Origin of the sequence: Leptospira yasudae (assembly GCF_003545925.1) — a bacterium.
Classification (GTDB): Bacteria; Spirochaetota; Leptospiria; order Leptospirales; family Leptospiraceae; genus Leptospira; species Leptospira yasudae.
Genome location: NZ_QHCU01000016.1, coordinates 1 through 2,480 on the forward strand (window position 1 = coordinate 1; position 2,480 = coordinate 2,480).

Below are 2,480 nucleotides of genomic sequence, written 5' to 3' on the forward strand. Positions count from 1 at the left end.
TAAACGCAACTTACTTTCGGGCTCCAAGCTAAATCTACATACATCTGTTGACCCGTCGCTTTGTTTCTAACAGCTTCACCTAATTCGAAGCCTTGTTCAGTTCCATTCTCTTTCATTTGTAATTGTCGTAACCCTTGGGAAAACAAGCCTTCTCGGCCTTCACTCGATCCTCGATTACATCAGGTGGAATGTCGTCGATGCATCTTGCAATTTTCAAATCCATTTCACAATCGTAAGCATTACGAAAACTTTTGATGTAATTAGGGCTAACCTTTTTACTTGCGCGCGTAGATCCTACATTAGGATCATCGAGATTTGCATCCGGTCTAAATGTTCTCAATTCTATTGGAGAATATTTGTCTCTTAAGTTAAAGAATCCCTTATCGAGAACTTTGCCTTGATATTTAAAAAGCACCAGTCCTTCCGAAGTTTCTTCCATATTGACCGTATATTTTTCATTATTATCAAAAAACTTTACTTTTAAAGTTTTGTTTTTTGAATCGACTTCTCCACATACATCCGGATTGACGCTCTTGCTGCCCAAATCCAAAAGCTCATACAAGGCACCAGCTTCTTTTAACCAATAAACTCCGGAAATACTCGGATCGGACAAACTCAATCTACCGACTTTTTGAATGTCGGTAGTCGTTTGATCTGCGGACACTTCCTCTTGCTTTTTGCAGAAAAGAAAAAGTAAAATAACAATTAAAAAACTTAATATGGTTCGATTCATTTTCATCTCCTCATTCATTGTAGTAGATCTTAAACACTTTAGGCAATTGATTCATTTGCTCTGGACCTGGCTTAGGATGAAAGTCAATTACCGCGTTACGATCAGCCCCACCTGACGATCCGTTTGTATGATTCAAATTCACCCAACCCGCCGCTGTCTTCATCCAAAGACAATAATGATTTGGTCCTGGAAGTCCGTTTGTATCATCATATACCTGAATTACCGCGCCTACTTCAAAAGTATTTAATTTAGCCTCTAACTTGTCCACTGGAATCGGACTGGTAAAGTTTGTAAAATTCTCACTGCCTGCTTGAGCGTTAAAACCGCTGTAATCAAAACCGCCTCCGTCCACTCCCCAAGATTTCGTATAACCTGCCATGTGACCCTTGTCCCATACAGGCGCCTTCGTATCTGTTCCCATTGTAACGTCTCCCGTAAGTAACTTTTGGGTATAGAATTCTCCGAAACTCATCTTCGTCTTTCCACTCAAAACTGCTTGTTGCCAATTCGTATAAATTCGGCAAGTTGCAGAACCGATTTTCTCGGCTAACTCTTGCGGTGATTTGTCGCTAAAAATCCAATCACGAACCCCCTCAAACTGTTTCTGGGATTCTCCTTCTAAACTCACTATGGGCTTGAATGTTTCCTTACTGTATTCTGTTCGCAATGTATTGATGACGGTTGCCAACTGCACGATTGTCCCCTCTCCCCCAGACTGCTTTCCATATAACGGTTTTGTAATCTCATCCGCCATCGCTCTGATTTGCTCTGGAGTCTTTCCGGCTGGATCGAAATCGTAACCTTTGTAAGTCCGGTCTACAACTTCTCTGAGTTGAGCGTCAGTCATCCCCGTTGGTTTGTTATACGTTAATATAGTTTTTACCTTCCCAATCGCTTCAGTGATCGCTGAAGTAGACGTATGAACGCCATCCATTGAAGTTCTAATTGGAAATTGACCCGACTCCGGTCCTTTTGTAACCACGTTCGAATTGTATTTCGCATACGGTCCCGTAAATTGACCTGTCTGTGGATCACGGGAAGAGTAAGCGCTGTTAATAAAGCTTTGCACCATTTGTCTTTCCTGTGCGGATAATTCCTTCGTGTATTGCGCAATCTTTGCCTTGTCAGCAACCGGATCCAAGCCTGCAATCTTCGATTTGAGATCGTTGATTTTTGTCTCAATCGACGTTGCTATGTCTTTCAAGCCGGGAATCGATTTCATTATATCCACTAATCTTGGAATCGTATCTGCTTGATAGTTGTGAACCCAAACACCCTTCTCTCCCACAAAGTAACTGTGAGTCTCTTCCACTTCGAAGTTGTAAACTCGTTCTGACTGAGAAAGCTCTCTTGTATCCGATACGCTGATATACTCTCCCTTCGTTCCGATCAACTGATCTCCAGGTAAAAGATCTTTCGCCTTCACCCAACCCGATTTCGACGTAAAGTAAGGGTGATTCCAAGTGCTAACGATCGTTTCTCCCGTTCCAAGGCTGATTTCATACAATGCGTCTCCGTCATGGTTCATCGTCTCCGTTACAGGTTTGTAGAACATTTCACCGGTCTCTTCGTCCTTTGTAAGAACCTCGTCCCCAATCTGAATCGTCTCGATCTTCTTGAGTCCCGTCTTCGTATGAACCAACGTCCCCGCAACAAAACACTGCTGGAAGACCAAATTCCCATTCGAATCCACATACGCAAATTCACCAAACGCGTTACCAGCCAGGTTGTTTAGATAAATATTTGC

At 42.5% G+C, this 2,480-nt stretch carries 2 protein-coding genes; both read right to left on the minus strand.

Translation table 11 applies throughout. From position 1 onward, the window contains the following. Nucleotides 1-112: 112 nt before the first annotated feature. Nucleotides 113-733, minus strand: a complete 621-nt coding sequence (locus DLM76_RS21335) for a hypothetical protein (RefSeq protein WP_118966534.1) — start codon at nucleotides 731-733, stop codon at nucleotides 113-115. 10 nt (nucleotides 734-743) lie between these two features. Continuing rightward, nucleotides 744-2,480, minus strand: a 1,737-nt coding sequence (locus DLM76_RS21340; RefSeq protein ID WP_174714655.1) for a polymorphic toxin-type HINT domain-containing protein, incomplete at its 5' end; no start/stop codon positions are given.

Excerpts from the sequence above, each read along its gene's own strand:
- DLM76_RS21335 (WP_118966534.1), bottom strand. The coding sequence starts at position 733 with ATGAATCGAACCATATTAAGTTTTTTAATTGTTATTTTACTTTTTCTT.